The sequence below is a fragment of the Pseudomonas sp. CCC4.1 genome (genome assembly GCF_035019225.1).
In the GTDB taxonomy this organism is placed as follows: Bacteria; Pseudomonadota; Gammaproteobacteria; order Pseudomonadales; family Pseudomonadaceae; genus Aquipseudomonas; species Aquipseudomonas bubulae.
On sequence record NZ_JASJWL010000040.1, the window covers coordinates 18,366 to 41,707 of the forward strand.

Below are 23,342 nucleotides of genomic sequence, written 5' to 3' on the forward strand. Positions count from 1 at the left end.
TTGTAGTGGTTGACGGATTTTCGTCGGGTAAATTCCTGTCAAAGAAATTGTACGAAAATGAATGTGCTTTATTTCATGTTGTGTCCAGTTCTGATCTCGATGGCTATTATTATGTCGGATTTGATTCGTCTATTTACGAGCGATCCCTCGTTCATACGGATACGACGTTCACGTTGGCGGAGCTCAGGCATTTTAATCCCGATGTTATTATTGCCGGGGCAGAAAGCGGGGTGTTTTTGGCCGATCTGTTGAATGAACAGTTGGGGCTGGATTACGCCAATGAGTTTTCCAGGAGCAGGGCTCGCAGAAACAAATACGAGATGATTCAGTGCGTTACCGAAGCCGGTTTATCCGCCCCTGCCCAGTGCGCAGTGGATACGTGGAGCGACGGTAAAGACTGGGTGGCTGCCCATGGCAGGTTTCCGCTAGTCGTAAAACCCCTGGAAAGCGCAGGGGCGGACGGGGTTTATATTTGCCGCGATCTGGCAGCGTGCAAGGGGGCATTCAAGGCGCTGTTGGGTACGCGCAACAAGTTGAGTCTCGAAAACAGCCAGGTGCTACTTCAGGAGTATTTGGTGGGCACGGAGTATGTCGTCAATATGGTGTCCTTGAATGGGTATCAGTTGGTCACAGAGGTGGTGAAATACACCAAGCGTGTGCTGGAAACAGGCAGCATCGTATATGACATCGATCAACTGCTTGCTTGCACCGACGCTCCGTATGCCGAGTTGGTGGCCTATACCCGCAAGGTGGTGAAGTGCCTGGGTATCCGTAATGGCCCCAGCCATGCCGAGGTTATGTACACCGAGGACGGGCCAAAACTGGTGGAGATTGCAGCACGTACAGACGGAATTCTAAGGCCCGGTGTCTCGGCGCTGACCACCGGTCTTGGACAGATTGATGCATGTGCACTGTCCATCACTCGGCCCCTTGAGTTTGAGCAGCTACTGGCCGGCAATCAGGACTATGTACTGTCCAGGCACACTTACAATGTGTGCCTGATCAATCATTCGGAAGGTGTTTTCTGTACCGGGGCATTTGTGCAGCAATTGCGCAGCCTGGCGTCTTTTTTCGAGGTGGTGTTCTACGTCGAAAATGGTCAGCGAATTGCGCCTACCCGGGACGTATTCAGTCAGCCGGGCACTGTTTATCTGGTTCATACCGATCTGGCGCAGATCGAAGCCGATTACGCTCGAATCCGTGAAATGGAAGCAGCCGGGATCTATCTACAAGAGAAGAAATAAGACAGACGCCCCAACCTGTGGGAGCGGGCTTGCCCGCGATGCAAGCACTGCGTTCTGTCAGGCAAATCGCGGTGTTGCCATCGCGGGCAAGCCTGCTCCCACTGATGCGCAGGGCGTCAGCCCTGCCAACCACCCCCCAACGCCGTCAATAACCCTACGCTGGCCTGTAACTGTCGGGTGTGCAATGCCTGCACCTGGCGCTGGGCCTGCAGGGCGGCAGTCTGTGCGGTGACTACGTCCAGGTAACTCACCGCGCCGGCTTCATAGCTGTGGGTGGCGATTGCCCGGGTGTGTTCGGCGGCGTTTGCTGCGGCCTGTTCATCGAGGCTTTCCTGTTGCAGGTCTCGCAGCTGGGCGAGGTTGTCTTCAACTTCACGCACCGCGTGCAGCACCTGGCTACGGTAATGGGCTGATGCTTCTGCAAATTCGGCCCTGGCCTGGCGTTCCTGGCCATCGAGCCTGCCGCCGTCAAAAATCGGCAGGTTGACCAACGGCCCCAACGCCCAGAACCTGTTACCGGCAGACAGCAAATTGCCGCTACCCTGGGTTTGCCCGCCAAGCAGGCCGGTCAGGCTGAAGTCCGGGTACCAGGCGGCCTTGGCTACGCCGATCCCGGCATTGGCGGCGAAAACCCGGCGCTCGGCCGCGGCGATGTCGGGGCGCCGTTGCAGCAGGGTACTGGGCAGGGTGCGCGGTTGATCAGGCAGGTTTAGCGTTTGCGAGTTGGCCACCAGCTGAAAGTTGCTGGCAGGTTCGCCCACCAGTTCACCGATGGCGTGTTCGGTCAGGTTGCGTTGGGCGCGGACGTCATCCAGCTGCGCCTCGGCTTCGGCCAGTTGGCTTTGGGCACGGGTCAGGTCGAGTTCCGAGGCGATCTGCCCCTGATAGCGCGAGCGGGTCAGTTGCAGGGCCTGAGCGTAATCATCCAGCGAGCGGGTGAGGATTTGCTGCTGCGCATCCAGCCCGTCAAGTTGCACATACAGGCTGGCCAATTGGCGTTGCAGGCTCAAACGCGCGACGGCCAGGTCATCCGCCGAGGCCTGGGCTTGAGCATCGCCCGCCGCCACCTGATTGCGGATTTTGCCCCACAGGTCGAGGTCGAAATTCAACGCAAACCCCGCCGTATTGCTGTTGTAGACCGATGGCTGAGTACTGCCGCGCAATGGACGGTTGTCCGATTGACGCTGGCGCAACGGCTGGCCACTGGCGGTAATTTGTGGGAACAGCCCAGCGTGCAACTGGCTGGCATACGCCTGCGCCGCATCGAAGTGGGCCAGTGCCGCGGCCAGATCCGGATTGGCTTTGAGCAACTGCTGTTGCAGGCTGTTCAGGCGTTCATCCTGGTATACACGCCACCACTGTGGTGAGAGCTGGTCGGCAGGTTGCGCGCTGTGCCACGGGCCGTCGCTGGTTTGCTCACGGTAGTGCTCGGGCAACTTGAGGTCTGGTGCCTTGTAGCCTGGTGCCAGTGAGCAACCCTGCAACGCCAGGGTCAGTAACAGGGCGCTGCGTTTAAGCCTTGGCTGCATGGGGGGCTCCTGCGTCGGCCAGCTTGACCGAGTCGCCTTCGCGCAAGGCGTCGGGCGGATTGTCGATGACGGTGTCGGTGGCGGTAAGGCCTTGATCGATCACCAGTCGTTCGCCCAGATCAAGGCCGATATGGATCGTTTGCAAATGCACATGCCGGGCCTTGTCGAGCACTGCCACCTGTGTGCCCTGGGCACGGAAAATCAGGGCGCTGGCCGGGATACTGACGCCATGGGTATCGGCCGGAATCGACAGCAGCGCCTCGGCATAGTCGCCGGGCATCAGCGCGTCACCAGGGTTGAGGGCGACGAACTGGGCCATCAGGGTGCCGGAGCGCTGGTCAATTGCTGTCGAGTTGCCGATCAGTTTTGCATTGAACATTTGCCCCGGATGTTCCGGCACACTGAGTTGTACCTGCATGCCGGGGCGGATCACGCTGGCGTAGTTCTGTGGCACTGGCACATACAGGCGCAGCTGGTGCGTGTCGGCAAGATCGAACAGCTCGGTATCGCTGTCGGTGTCGGCCTTGATCAACTGGCCGATATCGGTATTGCGCGCGGTGATGGTGCCTGCAAAAGGTGCGCGAATGGTCTTGTAGGCTTCCAGCGTCGACAGTCGTGCGTAATCCGCCTCAGCGGCTTGGGCATTGGCCTTGGCGGCGGCAGCATTGGACAGCTTTTCGTCAGCCTCCTGGCGCGACACCGAATGGCTTGCCAGCAGATTTTGCCAGCGTGTGGCCGTAGTGGCCGCGAGCCGGGCGTTGGCTTGCTCCTGGAGCATATGGGCGCGGGTCTGCGCCAGTTGCTGATCCAGATCCGGACTGTCGATAACCGCCAGGACCTGCCCGGCCTTGACCTTGCTGCCAATGTCGGTTTGCCAGCTTTGCAGGTAGCCGTTGACCCGGGCATGGATCGGCGCCTTGCTCCAGGCCTCCAGATGCGCGGGCAGGCGCAGGGTATCGCCATGGGCGTTCTGCAGGGGCTGGAATACGTTGACAATCGGCAGTGCGGCCGCTTCGGTCCATTGGCTCACCGCGTGCTCATGGCGACTGCGGGCGGCCAGCCCATTGGCGACCAGCAAGGCGGCCAGGGTCAGGCCACCGATGCCCAGGTATATCAAGCGCTTGCGCGAGGGTTTTTGATCAGACGACATGGGAAGTTTCTCCAGCAGCAGCTCGATTTTTTTCACGGCCGTGCACCAGGCTAAAGACCACGGGCACGAACAGCAGGGTGGCAACGGTGGCTAGCATCAGACCGCCAATAACGGCGCGTCCCAGGGGGGCGTTCTGTTCTTCTGACAAGGCCAGCGGGAGCATGCCGATCATCATCGCCAGTGCGGTCATGCACACGGGTCTGAAACGTGTATAGCCCGCTTCCATTGCTGCCTTGAGAGCGTCGCCATGTTCGGCCAGGCGTTCGCGGCAGAAGCTCACCACCAGGATCGAGTTGGCGGTAGCCACCCCCATGCACAAAATAGCTCCGGTCAAGGCGGGCACCGACAGCGAGGTACCACTGAGAAAAAGCATCCACACAATCCCGGCCAGGGCCGCGGGCAGGGCAGTGATGATCACAAAAGGATCGAGCCACGACTGGAAGTTGACCACGATCAGCAAGTAGATCAGCACCACCGCGCCGAGCAGGCCGAAGCTCAGGCCGCTGAAGGCTTCATGCAGGGCATCGATCTGGCCGTGAAGGCTGATGATTGCGCCTTTGGGCCGCAGGTTGGCTGCGCCATCAATCACTTTTTGCACATCGGCCGCCACCGAGCCCAGATCGCGACCCTGAATATTGGCGTAGAGGTCCAGCGTCGGCTGAATGTTGTAGTGAGTGACCACGGCCGGGCTTTGCACACGGCTGATAGTCGCCAGCCCGCCCAGGATTTGTGACTGGCCGTTACTGCCGGTCACGGGCAGGGCTTCGAGGGCCGGCAGGCTGTCCAGACGATACTGCGGCGTTGCGGCTACCACACCATAAGACACACCGTTCTGCGGGTTGAGCCAGAAGGTCGGTGCCACCTGGGAGCTGCCCGCCAGGGAGGCCACCATGCTGTTGGTCACATCCCGTTCGGTAATCCCCAGGCCATTGGCGCGCAGGCGGTCCACCTTGACCTGCAGCGACGGGTAACCCACCGACTGCTGAATACGCAGGTCGGCAATTCCCGGTACATGTTGCAGGCGACGTTGCAGCTCCAGGGCATAGGCGCGGTTGGCCTCGTCGTCACGCCCGGAAATTTTCACGTCCAGCGGAGCCGGTGCTCCGAAATTGAGGATCTGGGTGCTGATATCTGCAGGCATAAAGGCGAACTGGCTGCCGGGGAAACTCTCCGGCAAGGCTTCTCGCAAGCGTTTTACATAGTCGGCCGTCGGGCTGTGGCCTTCTTTAAGGGTGACCTGAATATCGCCGTCCTGCGGGCCGATAGTGCCACTGCTGCTGTAGGCCATATCGATGCCGCTAAGCGGAATGCCGATATTGTCGATCACTGTGTCCAGTTGCTCGGCCGGGATGATTTCTCGAATCCGTGACTCGATGCGATCGAAGTCCGCAGCGCTTTCTTCGATGCGCGTGCCCAGCGGCAAGCGCACATGCAAGGCCAGGGCACCGGCATCGGTGGCCGGGAAAAAGTCCTGGCCCAGGCTTGGCAGCAAGGCAAAGGAGGCCAGTACACAGGCCATAAAACCCAGCAGAAAGCGTTTGCGATTGGCCAGGGCCAGTTCCAGTACGGCGTAGTAAGCGTCCCGTACTGCCGAAAAACGGCGCTCGAATCCCGCCTGAAAGCTCAGCAGTGCACGCACTGGTGCCGAGTGCTGGCGGGTGTGCTGATCGCCCTCGTGATGGTTGATGTAGCCGTCTTCCGGGTGATGCCCTGAACCTTGTTCCGGCACATGTGGCTTAAGCAGAAACATCGCTAGGGTCGGCACCAGAGTGCGCGACAGAATAAAGGAACTGCCCATGGCGAAAATCACCGACAGCGCCATCGGCCGGAACAGATAGCCAGCAATGCCCTGCAACATGAACATCGGCACAAACACGATGCAAATACACAGCAGCGACACGAACGCCGGGCCGACAATCTGCTTGGCGCCGTCCAGGATCGCATCGCGCACCGACTTGCCTTGCTCGAGGTGCCAGTTAATGTTCTCGATGGTTACTGTGGCATCGTCCACCAGAATCCCCACCGCCAGCGCCAGTCCGCCAAGGGTCATGACATTGAGGGTTTGCCCGCTCAGGGCCAGCAGGGCGATGGCCGACAGCACGGCCAGGGGGATCGACACGGCAATGATCAGGGTGGAACGCCAGCTGCCGAGGAACAGCAGAATCATTGCGCTGGTCAGCAGGGCGGCAATGATGCCTTCCTGGGCCACGCTGCCCACCGATTGCTTGACGAATACCGAAGCGTCGCCCAGCAACGAAGTTTTCAGTGACGGCGGCAAGGTTTCGTTGATGCGCGGCAGCATTGCGCGAATACCGTCGACGATCGACAGGGTCGAGATATTGCCGTTTTTCAGCGCCGGCATCAGCACCGCACGATGGCCGTCGACGCGCACGATATTGGTTTGCGGCGGCGAGCCGTCACGTACGTGGGCCACCTGGCCGATGGTGATCAGCGCGCCATTGACGGTCTTGATCGGCAGGTCATTGAGTTCGTCGATGGCCTTGGGGCTGTTGTTGAGCAACACCGTGTATTCATAGGTGCCAAGCTTGGCGGTGCCCACCGGGATGATCTGGTTTTGCGCTGCCAGGGCATTGCCCACATCCTGTGCGGACAGGCCTTTGGCAGCCAGTGCCTGGGGGTCAAGGTCGAGGGTGATCTGACGCTGCTTGCCACCCATCGGCGTCGGCATGGCCAGGCCCGGCAGGGCGCTCAGGGGCAGGCGGATATTGTTCTGCACCAGGTCGCGGATTTTGGCTTCCGAAAGTGTCGGGCTGGAGAACGCCAGTTGCAGGATCGGCACCGTGGACGCGCTGTAATTAAGGATTAGTGGTGGGGTAATCCCCGGCGGCATCTGCTTGAGCACGGTCTGTGACACGGCGGTCACTTGCGCGTTGGCGGTGCGAATATCGACGCCGGGCTGGAAGAAAATTTTCACGATGCCCATGCCGGGCAATGACTGCGACTCGATATGTTCGATGTCGTTGACCGTGGTACTCAGCGAGCGTTCGTAGGTGTAGATCACCCGGCCGGCCATGTCGGCAGGTGCCAGGCCGGTGTATTGCCAGACCACGGCGACTACCGGAATGCCAATATCAGGAAATACATCAGTAGGGGTCCGCACAGCGGCAAGTGGCCCGATGATGCAGATGAAAATCGCCAGCACGATAAACGTGTACGGCTTGTGCAGTGCGGTCTTTACCAGCCCGAGCATGCCAGAACCTCCGAGGAGTGGAATTGCAAACCTCGGCAGTCTCACCGCTCAAACCTAACGTTCAGCTTTCAGCAACGTGAAGGATCCTTTAGGAAAGGGCTGAAATTCCCTTCATTTTCATTCATTTGGCGCAAGGCGCGAGGCGCCGCAAGCTTGCGGCCTACTCTATTGTTTCGAGGCTCGACTGCGATGAACCTTAAACCGCTTCTGCTGATTCCGTCCCTGAGCCTGGTGCTGTTGCTGTCGGCTTGTGCAGGGCCCATGCCCAAGCAGGACCCGGGCGAAGCCTGGATCGGACTGAAAGAAGAGGGCAACAGTGACCTGATGGCCGAACGTGTAGACGGCAAAAGCATCAACGATGGCCGCTATTTTGAAGTCACGCCTGGTGCCCACCGGCTGGACGTGACCCTGTATGAAGGTGCCACGGGTGATGAAAACCAGGTGGATTGCCAGGGCAAGGTCAACTACAGCGGGTTTAAAGCGGGTGAGCATTACGAATTGATCGAATCGAGCCTGGGGCCTGAAGTGAGTGCACGCCTGGTGGATGGCCACGGCAAGGAAGTGGCCCACACGGCGGACTTCACCTGTATGCCGGGGTGAGATTGCGATCCCTGTAGATACGCTGTTGCCGGTCAACCCTCCCTGTGGGAGCGAGCCTGCTCGCTCCCACAGTTGAAATGTCCTTCAGACTTTGTAGCCACTGCCGAAGGAACGAGGGCATCAAGTGAACGATTTGACGATTTTGCCCAGGGTCTCCATGGCCTTTTCGCAGGCAGCGTCCCATGGGCTGCCGTAGTTCAGGCGGATGCAGTTTCTAAAACGTTGGGTAGCCGAGAAGATCGGCCCCGGCGCAATGCTGATACCTTGGGCCAACGCCATCTGAAACAGCTTGAGCGAGTCCATTTGCTCGGGCAGCTCCAGCCACAGAAAGTACCCTCCCGATGGCTGGCTGACCCGGGTTTGTGCCGGGAAATAACGCCCTATCGCTGCCAGCATCGCGCTTTGCTGCTCTTCCAGGGCATAGCGTAATTTACGCAGGTGGCGGTCATAGCCGCCATGTTGCAAATAGTCGGCAATCGCCGCCTGGGCTGGCATGGAGGCGCACAGCGAGGTCATCAGTTTAAGCCGCTCGATTTTCTGCGCGTAACGCCCCGCAGCCACCCAGCCAATGCGATAGCCCGGGGCCAGGCTTTTGGCAAACGAGCCGCAATGCATCACCAGCCCTTCGGTATCAAACGCCTTGGCCGGCTTGGGCGGGTGCTGACCGTAATACAGCTCGGCATACACATCGTCTTCGATCAACGGCACCTGATGGTCACTCAGCAACTTCACCAGTGCCTGTTTCTTGGCCTCTGGCATGGTCGCGCCAATCGGGTTCTGAAAGCTGGTCATGCACCACACGGCCTTGATCGGGTGGCGCTCAAGGGTTTGTGCCAGCACGCCGAGGTCGATGCCATCTCGCGGGTGCACCGGGATTTCCACGGCCTTGAGCTTGAGCCGTTCCAGCACTTGCAGGCAGGCGTAGAACGCCGGGGCTTCGATGGCCACCAGATCACCGGGTTCGGTGACGGCCTGCAGGCACAGATTGAGGGCCTCCAGCGCGCCATTGGTGATCAGCAGTTCCTCCATCGGCAGCATCAGCCCGCCGACCATATAGCGCAGGGCGATTTGCCGGCGTAATTGCGGGTTGCCGGGGGACATGTCGGTCACCACCATGCGCGGGTCCATTTCGCGGCTGGCGGTGGCCATCGAGCGGGCCAGGCGTTGCAAAGGGAACAGCATCGGGCTGGGGAAGGCCGAGCCAAAGGGTACGGTGTGCGGATCCTTGATCGAGTCCAGCACCGAAAACACCAGGGCGCTGACATCCACCTGGGTGGACTCGGTGACGTGGCTGCTGAACACTGGCTCGCAAAACGGACTGGGTGCATGGGTGTTGACGAAATAGCCTGAGCGCGGCTTGGCCCGGATCAAACCGCGACGCTCCAGCAAATAATAGGCTTGAAAAACCGTCGAGGGGCTGACGCCGTAGGTCTGGCTGGCATAGCGCACCGAAGGCACGCGCTGGCCGGGGCCGAGCACCCCGGAGCGAATCAGTTCGGCAATATCGTCGGCAAATTTTTCGTAGCGTTTCATGGAATAAGGCTCGGTCCGGCGTTGGGTTACTGGCGGGGCAAGGGTGTGGGAGCGGGCTTGCTCGCGATGGCCTGACTGCGATTTGCCTGACACACCGCAGCAATCCTGTCGCGAGCAAGCCCGCTCCCACACAAAGTATTTGCAGCTTAACGGTTCAGCGGGGCAACAAAACGGCTTTTGGCCACACTGCGCACGCTCGGTTCATCAGTGTCAGTGACCACAAACTCGATGGTCTGCGAGCTGCTTTTCGGGCGCTCGGCCAGCAGGGCCACAGACACCGGTACGTCGACAATCTCGCCGGGGGCCAGGGTCAGTTCGGTTTTACCCTGCAACTGGAACGCCTCGCCGTCCTGCAACGAAACCCGGTAGTGCTGAGGCTCCTGGGTCTTGTTGATGATTTTCAGGCTGTAGATATTCTCGATCTGGCCCTGGCTGTTCTCACGGAACAGACCGCGATCCTTGATCACATCCAGGGACACCATGGTGCGCATATTCAGCGCCATCACCAGCGCGCCGATCATCACCAGCAGCACCACGGCATAGCCGATCAGCCGCGGGCGCAGCAGATGGGTCTTGCCGCCTTGCAATTCGTGCTCGGAGGTATAACGCACCAGGCCCGGAGCGTAACCCATTTTCTCCATCACCGAGTCGCAGGCATCGATACAGGCCGCGCAGCCGATGCACTCCATCTGCAAGCCATCGCGAATATCTATCCCGGTGGGGCATACCTGCACACACATATAGCAATCGATGCAATCACCCAACCCGGCCTGCTTGGGTTCGACCCCGCGTTTGCGCGGGCCGCGGTTTTCGCCGCGGGCCACATCATAGGAAATGGCCAGGGTGTCCTTGTCGAACATCACGCTCTGGAACCGTGCATACGGGCACATATGCATGCACACTGCCTCGCGCAGCCAGCCGGCGCTGATATAAGTGGCGCCGGTGAAAAACAGCATCCAGAACAGGCTGATACCGGCGATCTCCAGGGTCAGCAGCTCTGTGGCCAGTGGCCGTACCGGGGTGAAATAACCGACAAAGGTCAGTGCCGTCATCACGCTGATGGCCAGCCACAACGAGTGCTTGGCCGTTCGGCGCAGGATCTTGTTCAGGCGCCAGGGCGCTGCTTGCAGCTTTATGCGCTGGTTTCTGTCACCTTCGGTGATCTTTTCGCACCACATAAACAGCCAGGTCCAGGTGCTCTGCGGGCAGGTGTAGCCACACCATACGCGCCCGGCAAATACCGTGATTGCAAACAGGCCAAAGGCTGCAATGATCAGCAGTGCCGAAAGCAGGATGAAATCCTGCGGCCAGAAGGTCGCGCCGAATATATGAAACTTACTTTCAGACAAGTCCCACAGCACTGCCTGACGGCCGTCCCAGTTGAGCCATACGGTGCCAAAGAACAGTAAAAACAACAGGCCTGCTCCCACGATTCGCAGTGTGCGAAACAGGCCGGTGAAACTGCGGGTATGAATCAGGTTGTCGCTGGACTTGTTATTGGTTTTTGCGGCTCTTGGTCGGGGAGCCTCAAATGATTCAAGTATCTGGACGGGAATTTGTTCGCTCATGGTCTTTCGCTCATCAGCCTCCATCAGGCCCGAGCACTATGCCCAGCGAACTGTTTGCATAACAGACTCAGTTATTTGAATTAAAAGCGGATCAGATGGCGCTTTCAGGCGGCCTGCGACAATCGGCTGCACCCGAGGTTCTGCCCCGGTTTTGCTGGCTTTGCACGCCTGTAACGCAGTTGGGTGGTACAGGGGGTGATCGGGGTCAAGAAAATCTGCGAATCACGGTCTGATGGGTTGTGATGACTTGTGCATGTCAGCCCCACATGCGGCCTTGATAAAGGCTTGATCGAGGGTGCTGGCCTGATAGTGATATTTGAACGCTTCACCGTCTTCAAAGTGTAGGAATTTCTGTTGGCTGATCATGTAAAAGCCTTGGCAGTTTTCGCTGATTTCATCGACATTGTGCGAGGACACAAGGATTGCCGCCCCGTCCTGTGCCGCACCGCGCAGGCATTGCCAGATATGAAAGCGAAATTCCGGATCTACCCCTGCAGTGGGTTCATCCAAAATGTAGAAATCAGCTGCGATCGACAGCAGTGAAACGGTGAAGAACCAGCGTTTTTCACCGTAACTGCACAGAGAGGATTTTTTGCTCCAGATCTCGTTGTAGCGGTCAAGGATTCGAGGGCTCCAACGGGCCAGCTTCTCTTGTATATGGCATTTGTTGATGGGGGCGGGCGAGCAGAGTAAGGCCGTCATTTTGAAAATGTCATACATGCGCAACGCGGGAGGTGTCATTAGCGTCTGAGATAAATAAAGTTGTTGAGTAAAAGGGTTTGTGATCTGGCCATTATCTGGTTTTTTTAAACCGCATAAAATATCAAAGAACGTGGTCTTGCCTGCACCATTAGGTCCTAGTAAACCAGTCATTGAGCCTGAGCAAACCTGCAGGCTAGCTTGGCTGAAAAGCGGTTTTTCTGGGTAGCGGAAATCAATGCAGTCTGCCTGTAAAATACTCATTAGTAGCGGCTCCATACTGGATTGATACGCAAGTACTTGCAGGCCAATAACAAGGCAATGATGAAGGTCGCAAAAATGCTGATAATGATTTTCCATAGCGGTTGTATACCCTGTTGCATAATGCTTTTGCCAAGGCTTAGAGGGTTGAATAATTCAATTGGGAAATAGGTGGGTTCAGGAAGGGCAGCTTGTGCTACCCCGAGGGCAAGCATGATAAAAGATAAGATTGAAAAAACAGTGTTGGCCGTTTGGAAGTTGAGTGGTAGTGCGGTAATGAGCAGGCCGGGTGAGCAGAATAAAATAAAGCAACTATAAAATCGGATCATGAGTGTTGAGGCTTCATAAGTGGAGTAACCCCCAAAAGGAAGCCGTGTCATCATGTAAAAAAACAAGCAGTACAAGCAGGCGATTGTGGAATAAGCGATGAGTTGCGCTATCAGGAACACTGCTCTGGCGTGTGGCGTATAAATGAATGAACGGATGAAACCACTTTCTCGACGGCCAATGATATAAAAAGAAAATCCAAAGAACGCTACGCTTGAAGATATATAGGCATAAAACCATGCGGTGACAGCGCTGTAATCTTGATTGAAATTATCGTCTCCTTTCGAGTAGATCAGCAGATAGAAAACAGCACCGGGCGACAGTAATATCCAGAACAGTGCAGTCGGTTCCTTAAGCTGTTCCTTGATAAAAATCATGGCCAGTTGAAAGGCTCGAGATCCTGTATTCTTGTGCATGTGGTACCTGCTAAGGAAAGAGCATCTTTGTAGATTTAATACCTGCCTTGAAGTTTGTCAAAAATATGCACATCTTGTTTAAGATTGCTCCTACAGTAGTCGTATAGTTTTCCCTATAGCTTATTAAGGCTTCCTGAAACCTTTGCGATGATCTTATTTCATTTGCGTGAGGGCTTTTATATGCTTCGCCTGAAAATATTAAAAAATTTCAAATGCTTGTGAATGTTTGTTTGTTTTTGGTAGGGCCTGTTTTAAAGAATACTTGTAAGCCCGCTCTGTAGTACGGGTATGACTTTTTTTCAAAAAAAGCGACGAGCGGCATGCTGTTTGAATGTGCGCTGCCATGCCGCTCCTTGTTAATTGCCGTAATTAGAACTTTTCAGTCTTTACCTTTCGCGGCACTTGCTCACAGGGCGGGTCACCCATGGGTTGCGGGTCGCACTCGGGCGGCTCCTGTTGCGGTTGTGGCTCGGGAACGGGCGGCAAAGCTGGCTGGTCGATATTGGGGTCAGGGGTTTCAGGTGCAATGGGGATACTCATCACGATGACCTCTCGGTGGCGGGATGTAGAGGGCTGTCGGACGGTTGACCGTGTGATGGCAGGTTTGATTCCGCTCACGTGACCGACGGCGCACTGCGCTGCGCGTACCGCAATATTTGCATGGGTTTTGCATAAACCAAGGGTAATTAGCCCTCACGGGGTGCCCCACAAGAGCTAGTCTTGGTGGGACTGTGGATTCAGGACATAGGCCAAGTCGAAGACCGAAACGTATGCACAGGCATGCACAACCTTTACCAGACGGAGAGCAGCATGAGTTCGAGCATGGATACTGGTAAAGGTAAAGACTCGCTGTTACCCGCCCCTACGGACATCGACGCACTGACCAAAGCCGAACACCCCGATCCGTTTGCGGTGCTGGGGCCTCACGCCGATGCTGCAGGCGGGCAGTTTGTCCGGGCTTTTTTGCCCGGCGCAGTCAGTGTCAATGTACTCGCCAGGGATACCGGTGAAGTACTCGGGCGCCTTGATGACGCACAAGTCACCGGCCTTTTTGTCGGGCATTTCACACAGGCGCGGCCGTACTTGCTCCAGGTTGATTGGGGCAATGCCGTGCAAACCAGCGAAGATCCTTACAGTTTTGGTCCGTTGTTGGGTGAGATGGACTTGTACCTGTTTGCCGAAGGCAACCACCGTGATTTAAGCAGCTGCTTCGGGGCGCAATTGCTGGAGGTTGATGGCGTGCCGGGGGTGCGCTTTGCCGTGTGGGCGCCAAATGCGCGGCGGGTGTCTGTGGTAGGCGATTTCAACGGCTGGGATGGCCGTCGCCACCCCATGCGCCTGCGCCACGCCAACGGCGTGTGGGAGCTGTTTGTGCCGCGCCTGCAGGCGGGCGAGGCGTACAAATACGAAATCCTTGGCGCCCACGGCATCTTGCCGCTCAAGGCCGACCCCGTGGCGCTGGCCACTCAGTTGCCGCCTGATACGGCGTCGAAGGTGGCGTCACCCCTGGCCATCGAATGGCAGGATGGTGACTGGATGCAAGCCCGTGAGCAGCGTCAGCGCCGTGACGCACCGCTGTCAATTTACGAGTTACATGCAGGGTCATGGCAGTGCGAAACCGATGATGTTGGCGACATCGAACGCCAGTACAGCTGGCCCGAGCTGGCCGAGCGCCTGATCCCTTACGTGCAGCAACTGGGTTTCACCCATATCGAGCTGATGCCGATCATGGAACACCCGTTTGGAGGCTCCTGGGGCTATCAGCCTCTGTCACAATTTGCGCCGACGGCCCGCTATGGTTCGCCTGATGATTTTGCCGCGTTCGTCAATGCTTGTCATATGGCCGGTATCGGTGTGATTCTGGACTGGGTGCCGGCGCATTTTCCCAACGATACTCATGGGCTGGCGCAGTTTGATGGCACGGCACTGTACGAATACGCCAACCCTCTTGAAGGTTTTCATCAGGACTGGAACACCCTGATTTACAACCTGGGCCGTACCGAAGTGCATGGTTTTATGCTTGCCTCGGCCTTGCACTGGCTCAAGCACTTTCATGTCGACGGGTTGCGCGTGGATGCGGTGGCGTCCATGTTGTACCGCGACTATTCGCGCAAGGCTGGTGAGTGGGTGCCCAACCGGCATGGCGGGCGGGAAAACCTCGAAGCCATAGAATTTTTGCGCCATCTCAATGATGTGGTTGCCTACGAGGTACCAGGCGCGCTGGTGATTGCCGAAGAGTCCACGGCCTGGCCCGGCGTCAGCGAGAGCACCGATCAGGGCGGGCTGGGGTTTTCCTACAAATGGAACATGGGCTGGATGCACGATTCGCTGCATTACATCCAGCAAGACCCGGTGTACCGCGCCCATCATCACAACGAACTGAGCTTTGGCCTGGTGTACGCCTGGACCGAGCGCTTTATCCTGCCGATCTCCCACGATGAAGTGGTGCACGGCAAACACTCGCTGATCGACAAGATGCCCGGTGATCGCTGGCAGAAATTCGCCAATCTGCGTGCTTACTTGAGTTTTATGTGGGCACATCCGGGTAAGAAACTGCTGTTTATGGGCTGCGAATTCGGCCAGTGGCGTGAATGGAATCATGATCAGCAACTGGACTGGTATTTACTGCAATACCCCGAGCACCGGGGGGTGCAAAAACTGGTTGGCGACTTGAATCGTTTGTACCGCGAGCAGCCAGCGCTGTATGAGCAGGATGATGTATCGCAGGGTTTCCAGTGGTTGATTGGCGATGACGCAGCCAACAGCGTTTATGCGTGGCTACGCTGGAGCAAGGACGGTTCGCCCTTGCTGGTGGTGACCAACTTTACCCCGGTGCCGCGCGAAGGTTATCGGATCGGTGTGCCATTTGCCGGTACCTGGCAGGAGGTTATCAACAGTGATTCGGCGATCTATGCCGGTTCCGATTATGGCAACGGCGGCGGGGTGGTGACCCAGGAGGTAGCCAGCCATGGTCAGGGCGTATCGCTGGCCTTGAATCTGCCGCCGCTGGGGGTGCTGATATTGCGGCCGGTGACGGGGTAGAGCAACAGCGCCCTCACCCCAGGCCTCACCCTCGGGAGAGGGTTGGGGTGAGGGCAGGCGGGCACCTCGGTATTACAGATGCACCTCAACCGCCAACGGTAAATGATCGGATAGATGGCTCCACGGCTTATTGCCAAGGATCTCTGGATTATGGCTGCGTGCATTGCGCAAGTAGATACGATCCAGACGCAGGAGTGGCCAGCGCGCGGGATAGCTCTTGGCCACTTGGCCGTGATGGCGCTCAAACACCTCATGCAGGTCGTCACGCTGGCGCAGGGCAGCGTTGCCTTGCTGCTTCCAGTCGTTGAAGTCACCGGCAATGATCACCGGCTCATGGGGCGGCAAGGATTTGAGCAGTTGGTTGAGCAACACGATCTGCAGTTGGCGATGGCTTTCCAGCAGGCTCAAATGCACGCAAATGGCATGCACATTGTCATGCCCTGGCACATCCAGCACACAGTGCAGCAAGCCGCGCCGCTCAGGCCCGGTGATCGACACATCGAGATTGCGCGAAGCCTTGATCGGGTACTTGGACAACAGGGCATTACCGTGATGACCGTCGGGGTAAACGGCATTTTGCCCGTAGGCAAAGTCGCTCCACATGCTGTCGGCGAGGAATTCGTACTGTGAGGTGGCAGGCCAGTCTTCATAACGTGAGGCGTGCTTGCCGTGCTCGCCGAGCACTTCCTGCAAAAACACCAGATCGGCACCGGTGCTGCGCACGGCTTCGCGCAGTTCGGGCAGGATGAAGCGGCGGTTGAAGGCGGTAAAGCCCTTGTGTGTATTGACCGTCAGCACCTTGATTCGATGCACGGCAGGTGCTGTTGCCGGGGTGGCAGATAAAAGTGTATTGCCGACAGCTTGTTCGGTAGGCATGGTCACTCCTCTGTCAGGGGCAGTTTCAAAGCGGCAAGTTACAGTCACAGCTTGCCGCTTTTTATGGGGGTGCACTTGATGTTTATCAATACATTCACGACACCTCGGTGTGTTGCAATTCAAACAGCACCAGCGAACGCCCGGTGACATTGTAGGGTTTGTTGAAGGGCAGATGCTGCGGGCCCTTGATGCTCGGGTCAGTGGTGTCGAGCCGGCATGACCAGCTGATGCCGTGGGGCACTTTGGGCAGGTTGAAGTTGACCGGGTCGTGGTTGGCATTGACCACGATCAGCAAGGTGGCATCAGCGCCGGCGCGCTGCACCCCGGATACCTGCGCCCGGCCATCGAGCAGCATGCCCATGCACCGGGCCTCGGCGTCCTGCCACTGTTCGGTGGTCATCTCGTTGCCATCGGCGGCCAGCCAGGTCACGTCCTTGTACTCGGGCGTGTCAACGGAGTGCCCCACCAGGAACAGGCCGCGCCGCAGGATGGGGTACTGCATGCGTAACTTGATCAGGCGTTTGACAAAGGCCAGCAGGGATTTGCCGGTCTTGTCCAGTTCCCAGTTGATCCAGCCGATTTCGCTGTCCTGGCAGTAGGCGTTGTTGTTGCCGTGCTGGGTGCGGGCGAATTCGTCGCCGGCCACGAGCATCGGCGTGCCCTGGGCCAGGAACAGGGTGGCCATGAAATTGCGCATTTGGCGCTGGCGCAAGGCGTTGATTTCGGGGTCGTCGGTGGGCCCTTCGACGCCGTGGTTCCAGGAAATATTGTTGTTGCTACCGTCCTGGTTGTTTTCGTCGTTGGCCTCGTTATGTTTATCGTTATAGGACACCAGGTCGTGCAGCGTGAAGCCGTCATGGGCGGTAATGAAGTTGACCGAGCTATAGGGCCTTCGGCCCCGGTGGTTGAACAGGTCGGCCGAACCGGTCATGCGCCCGGCAAATTCAGCCAGTTTGCCTTCGTCGCCTTTCCAGAACGCGCGCACGGTGTCGCGGAAGCGGTCGTTCCATTCCGCCCAGCCGGGCGGGAAGCCGCCGACCTGGTAGCCACCGGGGCCACAGTCCCAAGGTTCGGCAATCATTTTTACCCGGCGCAGCAGCGGGTCCTGGCGACAGGCCACCAGAAAGCTGTGACGTTCGTTGAAGCCGTCGTGATAGCGCCCCAGAATCGTCGCCAGGTCGAAGCGGAAACCGTCGACGTGCATCTCCCGGGCCCAATAGCGCAGCGAGTCAGTGACCATCTGCAAGACGCATGGATGGCTAAGGTCCAGAGTGTTGCCGGTGCCGGAATCGTTGATGTAGTAGCGCTTGTCCTCGGGCATCAGGCGATAGTACGAGGCGTTGTCGATGCCGCGCATGGACAGGGTCGGACCTTGTTCGTTGCCTTCGGCGGTGTGGTTGTAGACCACATCCAGAATCACCTCGAGGCCGGCCTTGTGCAGGCGCGCCACCATCTCCTTGAACTCGGCAATCTTGCCGCTGGCCAGATAGCGCGGGTCGGGGGCAAAAAAAGCGATGCTGTTGTAGCCCCAATAATTGGTCATGCCTTTTTGCAGCAGATGCTGGTCATTGACGAAGGCATGCACCGGCAATAGCTCGATGCTGGTTACGCCCAGGTCGGTGATGTGCTCGACCACTTCATCGATCATCAAGCCGGCAAAGGTGCCACGCACCGCATCCGGCACGGCGGGGTGGCGCATGCTGATGCCGCGCACGTGGGCCTCGTAGAAGATGGTGCGTTCCCAAGGCACGCTCAAGCGGTGGTCATGACCCCAGGTGTGCGCCGGGTCGATGACCTTGCACTTGGGCACGAAGGGCGCGCTGTCCCGTTCATCAAAGCTCAAGTCGGCATCCGGGTGACCGATGGTGTAGCCAAACAGGGCCTCGGACCACTTCAGTTCACCCACCAGCTGTTTGGCGTAGGGGTCGATCAGCAGTTTGTGGTGGTTGAAGCGATGGCCGTTTTCCGGGTCGTAAGGGCCATGCACGCGATAACCGTAGACCTGCCCGGGATGGGCGTCCGGCAGATAGCCGTGGAAGGTCTCGTCGGTGTACTCGGGCAGCTCGATACGCTCCAGCTCGACCTCGCCTGCGGCATCGAACAGGCACAGCTCGATCTTGGTGGCATTGGCCGAGAACAGGGCAAAGTTGACGCCCAGGCCATCCCAGGTGGCCCCAAGGGGGAAGGGCAGCCCTTCGCGGATGCGCAAGGGGTCGCCAGTGGGCGGTGCTGACGTGTGTTTACTCATGACCTGCTCCTGCACAACCGGATTTTTGGGTGTAGGTGGCCTGTGGGGGCGGGCTTGCGATTGCACTTCTGCGGTTCAATCCGTTGGCCGGGTTGAGGCAATCGCGAGCTGGCGCTCCCACAAGGGGGAAGGTGGACTCAAGACGAGGCAGGCTTGCGCGGTGCCCGGGGCTTTTTCTCCCCAGCAGGTTTTGCTGCGGCCTTGGCCTTGGTGGCCTTGGGGGCTGCCTTGGAGGGGGCCAGGGCTTGTGCCTGGGCCAGTTTGTGGGCCATTTCCCAGTGACGCGCCTCCTGGCCCTCCGGGCGACCTTCAGACTCCCAGATCTGATAGGCAAATTCACGAATGTGCTTGTCGTCATTACTCATGGTGAAGCTCCTTGCTCATGGGTGATTTAGCGGTCTCGCTCGTGGGCTTGCTGGCGGGCGCAGGCCAGCAGTTCAAAACGTTGAGTGGCATCGATAGCGTCCAGCAAGGTATTGCCGTCGCCCGGCAGACGTCGGCACCAATTGGGGTGGCCGCTGACGGTGCCGGGCAAGTTGGCTTGCTCCTCGAGCCCCAGTGCATCTTCGATTGGCAGCAGTACCAGCGGCGCACGGGTGTGCCCCAGATAACGGATGCTGGCGTCCAGTGTCGGAGCGTTGCCCTGGGCTTCTTCCTGAAAGTTTTGCGGATCCAGGCGCAAGGCCAGATCCAGGCCTTCGCACTCGCGCTGACGGCTTTCGCGCCAGTGGTGTGCAGTGACCGGGTCAATCAGGCCCAGGCGTTCATTCCAGTCGATATCGCGTCCGTGCAGCCAGCCGGTGAGTGTCGGCAGGTCGTGGGTGCTGGTGGTGGCCAGGGCATCGTCCGGCCAGTCCAGAATCGGTTTGAAGCGCGCGCCGTAGTCCTGCTCGAACAGCAGCACGCGAATGCCCAGGATTGCCCGCTCGCTGAGCTTTTCCCGCAGGCCGTCAGGTACGGTGCCAAGGTCCTCGCCCAGCACGATGGCCTGGTGGCGCACCGATTCAAGGCACACCAGGCGCAGCAGGTCGTCGATCGGGTAATACAGATAGGCGCCTTCATCGGGCGAAGCCCCCAGGGGTATTACCCACAGGCGCTGCAAACCCAGCACATGGTCGATGCGCAGCCCGCCAGCATGGGCAAAATTGGCCCGCAGCATCTCGATAAAGGCACGAAAACCATTGCGCTTCAGGCCTTCGGGGGAAAACGCCGAGATGCCCCAGCCCTGGCCCGCGCGGTTGAGTGCATCGGGTGGCGCGCCCACGGTCAGTTGCGCCAGCAGTTCATCCTGGCGGCACCAGGCCTGGCTGCCGGCACCATCGGCACCCACGGCCAGGTCGGCGATCAGGCCGATGGCCATGCCGCTGCTACGCGCCGTGGTCTGGGCCCGGTCCAGGCAGCGGGCGATCAGCCATTGGCAAAAGGCGTAATAGCCGATGAGCGCCTGGTGCCCCTCGGCAAACCGCAGTAGCGCCGGGCTGTCCGGGTTGCGCCATTGTTCGGGCCACTCGCGCCAGTCGAAGCTGTGATGCCCGGCCACACAGGTTTCCTGCAGGGCCTCAAAGCGGCAGTGGTTTTCCAGTGCTTCGCCACCCAGCTCGCGAAAGTGATTGAAGTCGGCCAGCAGCGGGTGTTCGTCCCGGGCAAAGTCGTTGTAGAGCTGACGCAGCAATGTCTGTTTGGCCAGGGTTGCGGCTGGCCAGTCGATCAGCGGCAACTGTTCAAGGCGTTGCAGTTCGTCTCTCAGGCCTGTGGCTTCAATGGCCCTGTGCAGTGCCTCCTCGCCAAGGATACTGGCGGGTGCTGCATACAGGCTGTTGAGAAACAGGCGACTGGAAGGTGAGTACGGGCTGTAATGTTTGGGCGCGCTGCTGAACATGGCGTGCAGGGGGCTGATTGCCAGCGCATCGGCGCCGCGCTCACCCACAGCCTGCAACAGGGTTTCGAGTGCCCGGGTATCACCAAAGCCGCCATCGCCGTGGCGCCGCAGCGAGTACAGTTGCACGCTGACACCCCATGCCCGTGGCGCTGTCTGATGCAGGGCATCGCCGATACTGAAGCACCTGGCCGGGGCAACGGCCAGGGTGAACTGTTGATCTTCCAGCTGCACCCGGTGGTAGCCGACGGGGATCATGCCCGGCAACATGGCGTCGGCATCCAGCTGGATTGGCAACGCATCGCCGTTCTCCAGATGCACGATGCACTGACTATGGGCGTGAAAGTAGCGTGACAAGTCCAGGGCCTTGCCGACGTCTGCCGTGAGCAAGGGCGGCAGGCGTTTGTTCTGCTGCTCCAGTTGCAGGTTGAGCAGACTGGTTTCGATGGCTTCGGCGCTGTCGGCGGGCAATCCCAGCCCCGCCAGAATGGCCTCCAGCACCTGTGGCCTGACCCTCTGTGGCTGGCCGTTGGCATCAATCCAGTCAACGGCCAGTCCGGCCCGGCCGGCGAGTACTTCAAGTTGCGCTTCGCTCATTGGCGGTTCCCTTGATGGCGATAAATGAACGAACGTCAGGCAGATCCGCAGGGCTCATGGCTTCACGGTGCGAAGCAATGACTTGGCAACCAGTTGCTCATACAGCTCGGCATAGGGTTCCACGGCCTTGCACCAGTTGAATGGAGCGGCCATTGCGCGGCAGCGCATGGCATTCAACAGTTTGGGGTAGCTGAACACCTTGAAGGCGCGCTTGAGTGCTTCCTCGTAGCTGGCCACGGTGGACTCGTCGAACAGAAAACCGGTCACGCCGTTTTCGATGGTGTCCGCCAGGCCGCCGGTGTTGCGCGCTACTGGCAGCGAGCCGAAGCGTTGTGCATACATCTGGCTCAAACCGCAGGGTTCATAGCGCGAGGGCATCAGCAAAAAGTCGCTGCCCGCGAACATGCGCCGTGCATCGGTTTCATTGAAACCGATGCGTACTCCGATCTGACCCGGGAAGCGCAAGGCAAGTTCACGCATGGCCTGTTCTTCTTCGGGTTCACCGCGGCCGATGATGCAAATCTGCCCGCCCGAAGCGACGATAAAGGCGGCCACGGCTTCGGTGAGGTCCAGGCCCTTCTGGTAAACCAGGCGCGACACGACGGCAAACAATGGCCCTTTGGAGGGGTTGAGGCCGAACAGGGTACGCACATGGGTGGTATTGACGGCGCGGGCATCCCAGTCACCGATACCGAAGGGCGCCACCAGATGGGGGTCGGTGGTGGCTTCCCAGCTTTCATCGATGCCATTGGGAATACCGCTCAACAGGCCTTGCTGGGTCTTGCTGGCCAAAAAGCCATCGAGCCCGCAGCCAAAGGCCGGGGTGGTGATTTCGGCGGCGTAGGTCGCGCTGACCGTAGTGATATGGCTGGCGTAGGCCATGCCGGCCTTGAGAAACGACAGTTTGCCGTAGAACTCCATACCGTCCTGTTGCAGGGCATGGTGCGGGATGCCCAGCTCCGGGCAGCAGGCGCGGCTGAATACGCCCTGGTAGGCGAGGTTGTGAATAGTGAACAGGGTGGGGGTGCGTTGCCCGCGCCAGTGCATATAGGCCGGGGCCAGCCCTGCAGGCCAGTCGTGGGCATGCACGAGGTCGGGTTGCCAGTGTATCTGTGCCAGATTGGCAGCGATATCGGCTGCAGCCAGCCCCAGGCGGGCGAAACGGATGTGGTTGTCGGGCCAGTCGCGGCCATTGTTGGCGCCGTAGGGCGTGCCTTCGCGCTCATAAAGCTCAGGGCAGATCAGTACATAGATGACCAGGCCGTCGGTCATGTCCATGCGTCCGATCTTGCAGGCGGGCAGGGCGGCATGGCCACCGAGTTCACCGATGATGTGGATCGGGTTGTCGCTGTTGAGCACTTGTGGGTAGCCGGGGATCAGCACCCGTACATCATGCAAGTGACGCATGGCCCGCGGCAGTGCTGCCGACACATCACCCAGGCCACCGGTCTTCACCAGGTCGGCCAGTTCGGAGGTGACAAACAGCACCTTCTTTTTATTGGGATTGGCGTTTATCACCGCCAGCGCGGGCCTCCCTGCAGGGGCCAGATCTGGCAGTGAAATCAGCTCATTCACAACTTGCGGGGTCAGACGTTCTTCTTGATGTGGCGCAGCAGCACTGATCATGAATCTCTCCCGTTGTATTTATTGATCTGCTAACGGCCACCCGGCCGGCACTTCCCCACTGACTGATCGGCCATGTCATCCACGGCAAAAATGCGTAAAAGATGATTTGGGCACTGCAAGGAATGCACCAACAGCTGCAACCCAGCCCCAAGTTGGCCTATCACGGGCGAAGAAGATCCGATTATTCAAATACGACAAATACACGCCGTAGATGCGACAGCGTTGAGTGTAGAAGAGATGGGTCAAGCTGCTAGCTAAAGGCAGTGTTTTTTGTAAGACAATGAGAGTTGTCTTGTAGGAAAAGTATCTATCACAAAGTCTGTTTCAGTTTTTGTAGCAGCTGACGAGCGGAGCGAGGCTGCGCAGCAGCCGTAAAATCAGACACTGCGATATGCTAGCCCAATCGGGTTCGCAGGGTTCACGGCCGCTACGCGCCCGAACGCAGCCTCGCTCCGCTCGTCAGCTGCTACGGGGATGGGGGGCGGTTCTGCAAAATAACAGGGCGCGCGCACCGATGTGGCTGTCTCTTATACACATCT

16 protein-coding genes are annotated in these 23,342 nt (G+C 58.7%); 3 read left to right on the plus strand and 13 right to left on the minus strand.

Going from position 1 to position 23,342, the window contains the following annotated elements; all coding sequences use genetic code 11:
• Positions 1-5 precede the first annotated feature (5 nt).
• A complete protein-coding gene (locus QN377_RS15715) occupies positions 6-1,244 on the plus strand; it encodes an ATP-grasp domain-containing protein (RefSeq protein ID WP_254925896.1) in 1,239 nt (412 codons plus the stop codon).
• 116 nt (positions 1,245-1,360) lie between these two features.
• On the opposite strand, the gene QN377_RS15720 is transcribed toward QN377_RS15715, so the two are convergent.
• Genes QN377_RS15720 through QN377_RS15730 form a run of 3 tightly spaced genes read right to left on the minus strand, consistent with a single transcriptional unit; the run spans position 1,361 to position 7,134 of the window.
• Positions 1,361-2,773: an efflux transporter outer membrane subunit gene (locus QN377_RS15720; protein ID WP_095018835.1), complete on the minus strand. Its 1,413-nt coding sequence runs from the start codon at positions 2,771-2,773 to the stop codon at positions 1,361-1,363.
• The gene (locus QN377_RS15725) at positions 2,757-3,923 is read right to left on the minus strand and encodes an efflux RND transporter periplasmic adaptor subunit (RefSeq protein WP_095002363.1); all 1,167 of its coding nucleotides are present in this window, start codon (positions 3,921-3,923) and stop codon (positions 2,757-2,759) included. Before QN377_RS15725 ends, QN377_RS15720 begins: the two co-directional genes overlap by 17 nt.
• Positions 3,913-7,134 (minus strand): efflux RND transporter permease subunit, encoded by a 3,222-nt coding sequence (locus tag QN377_RS15730; RefSeq protein ID WP_095018836.1) that lies wholly within the window; start codon positions 7,132-7,134, stop codon positions 3,913-3,915. Before QN377_RS15730 ends, QN377_RS15725 begins: the two co-directional genes overlap by 11 nt.
• 189 nt (positions 7,135-7,323) lie before the next feature.
• Between QN377_RS15730 and QN377_RS15735 the strand changes: the two genes are divergently transcribed.
• Positions 7,324-7,734 (plus strand): hypothetical protein, encoded by a 411-nt coding sequence (locus QN377_RS15735; protein WP_095018837.1) that lies wholly within the window; start codon positions 7,324-7,326, stop codon positions 7,732-7,734.
• A 120-nt stretch (positions 7,735-7,854) separates the two neighbouring features.
• Here the strand turns inward: QN377_RS15735 and mapR are convergent, their stop codons facing one another.
• The 5 genes from mapR to QN377_RS15760 form a co-directional block, all read right to left on the minus strand.
• Positions 7,855-9,267, minus strand: a complete 1,413-nt coding sequence (mapR, locus tag QN377_RS15740; RefSeq protein ID WP_095002453.1) for a GntR family transcriptional regulator MpaR — start codon at positions 9,265-9,267, stop codon at positions 7,855-7,857.
• 146 nt (positions 9,268-9,413) lie between these two features.
• The gene (gene ccoG, locus QN377_RS15745) at positions 9,414-10,835 is read right to left on the minus strand and encodes a cytochrome c oxidase accessory protein CcoG (RefSeq protein WP_095018838.1); all 1,422 of its coding nucleotides are present in this window, start codon (positions 10,833-10,835) and stop codon (positions 9,414-9,416) included.
• 222 nt (positions 10,836-11,057) lie between these two features.
• Complete coding sequence (locus QN377_RS15750) at positions 11,058-11,798, minus strand: ATP-binding cassette domain-containing protein (RefSeq protein WP_095018839.1); 741 nt, start codon at positions 11,796-11,798, stop codon at positions 11,058-11,060.
• Entirely contained in the window at positions 11,798-12,538 is a 741-nt protein-coding gene (locus tag QN377_RS15755; RefSeq protein WP_095018840.1) for an ABC transporter permease, read from the minus strand. Before QN377_RS15755 ends, QN377_RS15750 begins: the two co-directional genes overlap by 1 nt.
• Before the next feature lie 369 nt (positions 12,539-12,907).
• Positions 12,908-13,078, minus strand: coding sequence for a hypothetical protein (locus tag QN377_RS15760; RefSeq protein ID WP_176464295.1), 171 nt, complete (start codon positions 13,076-13,078; stop codon positions 12,908-12,910).
• Between the two features lie 282 nt (positions 13,079-13,360).
• On the opposite strand from QN377_RS15760, the gene glgB reads away from it, so the two are divergent.
• Positions 13,361-15,580, plus strand: a complete 2,220-nt coding sequence (glgB, locus tag QN377_RS15765; protein WP_370824168.1) for a 1,4-alpha-glucan branching protein GlgB — start codon at positions 13,361-13,363, stop codon at positions 15,578-15,580.
• 72 nt (positions 15,581-15,652) lie between these two features.
• Here the strand turns inward: glgB and QN377_RS15770 are convergent, their stop codons facing one another.
• From QN377_RS15770 to glgA, 5 genes are all read right to left on the minus strand, one after another.
• Positions 15,653-16,456: an endonuclease/exonuclease/phosphatase family protein gene (locus QN377_RS15770; protein ID WP_095002370.1), complete on the minus strand. Its 804-nt coding sequence runs from the start codon at positions 16,454-16,456 to the stop codon at positions 15,653-15,655.
• Between the two features lie 94 nt (positions 16,457-16,550).
• Positions 16,551-18,704, minus strand: a complete 2,154-nt coding sequence (gene glgX, locus QN377_RS15775) for a glycogen debranching protein GlgX (RefSeq protein ID WP_322213145.1) — start codon at positions 18,702-18,704, stop codon at positions 16,551-16,553.
• Positions 18,705-18,841: 137 nt separating this feature from the next.
• Positions 18,842-19,069: a DUF2934 domain-containing protein gene (locus QN377_RS15780; protein WP_095002372.1), complete on the minus strand. Its 228-nt coding sequence runs from the start codon at positions 19,067-19,069 to the stop codon at positions 18,842-18,844.
• A gap of 26 nt (positions 19,070-19,095) precedes the next feature.
• A complete protein-coding gene (gene malQ / locus QN377_RS15785) occupies positions 19,096-21,177 on the minus strand; it encodes a 4-alpha-glucanotransferase (RefSeq protein ID WP_095002373.1) in 2,082 nt (693 codons plus the stop codon).
• A gap of 54 nt (positions 21,178-21,231) precedes the next feature.
• The gene (glgA, locus tag QN377_RS15790; protein WP_095002374.1) at positions 21,232-22,803 is read right to left on the minus strand and encodes a glycogen synthase GlgA; all 1,572 of its coding nucleotides are present in this window, start codon (positions 22,801-22,803) and stop codon (positions 21,232-21,234) included.
• Positions 22,804-23,342: the final 539 nt, after the last annotated feature.

Coding starts and splice junctions, on each gene's coding strand:
- QN377_RS15720 (WP_095018835.1), bottom strand. CDS start 2,773: ATGCAGCCAAGGCTTAAACGCAGCGCCCTGTTACTGACCCTGGCGTTG.
- QN377_RS15725 (WP_095002363.1), bottom strand. CDS start 3,923: ATGTCGTCTGATCAAAAACCCTCGCGCAAGCGCTTGATATACCTGGGC.
- QN377_RS15730 (WP_095018836.1), bottom strand. CDS start 7,134: ATGCTCGGGCTGGTAAAGACCGCACTGCACAAGCCGTACACGTTTATC.
- QN377_RS15735 (WP_095018837.1), top strand. CDS start 7,324: ATGAACCTTAAACCGCTTCTGCTGATTCCGTCCCTGAGCCTGGTGCTG.
- mapR (WP_095002453.1), bottom strand. CDS start 9,267: ATGAAACGCTACGAAAAATTTGCCGACGATATTGCCGAACTGATTCGC.
- ccoG (WP_095018838.1), bottom strand. CDS start 10,835: ATGAGCGAACAAATTCCCGTCCAGATACTTGAATCATTTGAGGCTCCC.
- QN377_RS15750 (WP_095018839.1), bottom strand. CDS start 11,798: ATGAGTATTTTACAGGCAGACTGCATTGATTTCCGCTACCCAGAAAAA.
- QN377_RS15755 (WP_095018840.1), bottom strand. CDS start 12,538: ATGCACAAGAATACAGGATCTCGAGCCTTTCAACTGGCCATGATTTTT.
- QN377_RS15760 (WP_176464295.1), bottom strand. CDS start 13,078: ATGAGTATCCCCATTGCACCTGAAACCCCTGACCCCAATATCGACCAG.
- glgB (WP_370824168.1), top strand. CDS start 13,361: ATGGATACTGGTAAAGGTAAAGACTCGCTGTTACCCGCCCCTACGGAC.
- QN377_RS15770 (WP_095002370.1), bottom strand. CDS start 16,456: ATGCCTACCGAACAAGCTGTCGGCAATACACTTTTATCTGCCACCCCG.
- glgX (WP_322213145.1), bottom strand. CDS start 18,704: ATGAGTAAACACACGTCAGCACCGCCCACTGGCGACCCCTTGCGCATC.
- QN377_RS15780 (WP_095002372.1), bottom strand. CDS start 19,069: ATGAGTAATGACGACAAGCACATTCGTGAATTTGCCTATCAGATCTGG.
- malQ (WP_095002373.1), bottom strand. CDS start 21,177: ATGAGCGAAGCGCAACTTGAAGTACTCGCCGGCCGGGCCGGACTGGCC.
- glgA (WP_095002374.1), bottom strand. CDS start 22,803: ATGATCAGTGCTGCTGCGCCACATCAAGAAGAACGTCTGACCCCGCAA.